This window comes from Flavonifractor sp., assembly GCF_019422385.1.
GTDB classification, from domain to species: domain Bacteria; phylum Bacillota; class Clostridia; order Oscillospirales; family Oscillospiraceae; genus Flavonifractor; species Flavonifractor avistercoris.
In genome coordinates this window covers 1-2,693 of record NZ_JAHZDL010000153.1, presented here as the reverse complement: position 1 = coordinate 2,693, position 2,693 = coordinate 1, and the positions used below count along the sequence as shown (strand labels likewise).

Sequence of the window (2,693 nt, the reverse complement as noted above, 5' to 3'; positions counted from 1 at the left end):
CTCATGGCGGAAGGGGCGACAATTTCGCAAGAAATCGAGTCCCTTCCGCCATGCAGTCTTTCTCGAAAAAGCGGCTCCGCCGCTTTTTCGACACAGAAGTTACGCCTTGAGGCGCAGCCACTCGCTGGTGTACAGATCCAGGATGTCCTGGGGCAGGTTGGTGTAGGACTCGCACTGGGCCATGATCTCCGCATCGGGATAGGCCATGGGGTCGCTGGACACCTCGGGATCCAGCTCCTCCCGCACGCTCATCAGCGGGGTGGAGTACCAGATCTCCTCGCAGTTCTTCAGGCCGGCCTGGGTGGAGCACATGTAGTTGATGAAGGCCTCGGCGTTCTCCTTGTTGGCCGCGCCCTTGGGGATACACATGGCGTCCACGTAGATGTTGGTGCCCTCCTCGGGGAGGTAGAAGGCCAGGTCGGGGTTGTTCTCCGCCATGGTCAGGTAGTCGCCGTAGTAGTAGGTGCCGATGGCGGCGTTGGAGCCCTCCATCTTGCTGAAGATCTGATCCATGGCATAGCCCTGGAGGATGGACTTCTGCTCGATGAGGGAGTCCACCGCCTCGGTGATCTGGTCAGGGTCGGTGGTGTTGTAGGAGTAGCCCAGGCGCTTGAGGGCGATGCCGATGGCGTCCCGGGAGTTGTCGATCATCAGGATATCGTTGCTGTATTTCTCATTCCACAGCAGATCCCAGCTGCCGGTGTCCGCCTCGTCCACCATGGTGGTGTTGTAGATGACACCCATCAGGCCCCACATATAGGGGACGGAGTACAGGTTCTCCGGGTCGTACTCGGGATTCTTCAGCTCCGGATCCACGTCGGAGAAGTTGGGAATGTTGTCGAAGTTCAGGGGCTCCAGCTTGTCCTCTTCGATGAGGCGGGAGATCATGTAGTCGGAGGGGATGATCACGTCGTAGTCGGCGCCATCGCCGTCCAGCACGGCATACATGGCCTCGTTGCTCTCGAAGGTCTGGTAGTTGACCTTGATGCCGGTCTCTTTCTGAAAGTCCTCCAGGACGGACATGTCGATGTACTCGCCCCAGTTGTAGACGTTTACCTCACCGGCAGAGCCGCCGCCTCCGCAGCCGCTCAGGCAGGTCGCCGCCACAGCGGCGCCCAGGGTCAATGCCACAAATTTTTTCAATTCTCTCTCGTGCTCCTTTCAGACACAAAATACATATTTTCCAAACCCGCCGGGGCGTGCCCCGGCGGGGCCGGAACGGGGAAGGGGGATCAGGGCCGCAGGTCGGCCCGCCGCTCGGCCCGGATGGCCGCCTGGGTGCGCCGATCCTGCCGGCTCTGCCGGACATTGATGAGGATCATGAGGGCGATGACCACCACAAACATGAGGGTGGACAGGGCGTTGATCTCCGGGCTGATGCGCCGGCGCACCATGGAGTAGACCACCATGGACAGGGTGTTGGCCCCGGAGCCGGCGGTGAAGTAGCTGATCACAAAGTCGTCGATGCTCATGGTGAAGGCGATGAGGGCCCCGTTGAGCACGCCGGGCAGGATCTCGGGCAGGATCACCTTGCGGAAGGCGTACCACCCGGTGGCGCCCAGATCCTGGGCGGCCTCAAAGATGTTGGGATCCAGCTGCCGCAGCTTGGGCATGACGGACAGGATCACGTAGGGGATGTTGAAGGTGATGTGGGCGATGAGCAGGGTGCCGAAGCCCAGCCGGAGCCGCAGCCCCAGGCCGCCGAACAGGCCGTTGAGGGCCCCCAGGGCCAGCACGAACAGCAGCATCATGGACACGCCGGTGATGATGTCCGCGTTGGTCAGGGGGATGTTGTTGATGGTCATGCAGACGGTGCGGGCTCTCCGCTTCATGTTGGCAAAGCCGATGGAGGCGGCGGTGCCCGCCACGGTGGCGATGGCCGCGGAGAGGATGGACACCAGCAGGGTGGTCTGGAGGGCCTCCAGCACATACCTGTCCTGGAACAGCTCCGCGTACCACTGGAGGGAGAAGCCGCCCCAGACCGCGCTGCTCTGGGAGGCGTTGAAGGAGAAGGCCACCAGCACCAGGATGGGGGCGTACAGGAAGGCGAAGACCAGAATCAAAAAGAGCTTGCTGAAAATTCCGTTGCGTTTCACAGCAGCACCGCCTCCCCCTCACCCTCGCCGAAGCGGTTCATAATCCCCATGCATACCAGCACGATCACCATCATCACCAGGGAGATGGCCGAGCCCAGATGGGGGTTGTAGGCGTTGCCCAAAAACTGCATCTCAATGAGATCGCCCAGCAGGATCGTGGTGCCGCCGCCCAGCAGGCGGGAGATGACGAAGGTGGACACCGAGGGGATGAACACCATGGTCACGCCGGACAGCACGCCGGGCAGGCTCAGAGGGAAGATCACCTTGCGGAACACCTGCTGGCTGTTGGCGCCCAGATCCTGGGCCGCCTCGATCACCCGGGGGTCGATCTTCTCGATGACGGAGAAGATGGGCAGGATCATAAAGGGCAGGAAGTTGTACACCATGCCCAGCACCACCGCGCCCTGGGTGCCCAGAAATTCGATGTAGGCCACGTCGGTGGGCAGGGCCAGGCCGAAGGCGCCGTTGAGAACCCCGTTCAGGCCGTTGAGCAGGTTGAAAAAGCCCAGGGAGCCCAGGATGTTGTTGATAAACCCGTTGCGCTCCAGCAGGAACATCCAGGAGTAGGTGCGCAGCAGGAAGTTCATCCACATGGGC

At 61.6% G+C, this 2,693-nt stretch carries 3 protein-coding genes; all 3 read right to left on the bottom strand.

Going from position 1 to position 2,693, the window contains the following annotated elements:
• Positions 1-99: 99 nt before the first annotated feature.
• On the bottom strand, positions 100-1,143 hold the full coding sequence (locus tag QZ378_RS12640) for a spermidine/putrescine ABC transporter substrate-binding protein (RefSeq protein ID WP_191379180.1): 1,044 nt from the start codon (positions 1,141-1,143) through the stop codon (positions 100-102).
• 89 nt (positions 1,144-1,232) lie between these two features.
• Positions 1,233-2,096, bottom strand: a complete 864-nt coding sequence (locus QZ378_RS12635) for an ABC transporter permease (protein WP_291258523.1) — start codon at positions 2,094-2,096, stop codon at positions 1,233-1,235.
• Positions 2,093-2,693 (bottom strand): ABC transporter permease (locus tag QZ378_RS12630; protein ID WP_291258522.1); only part of this gene is annotated, 601 nt, incomplete at its 5' end. The genes QZ378_RS12635 and QZ378_RS12630, both read right to left, overlap by 4 nt.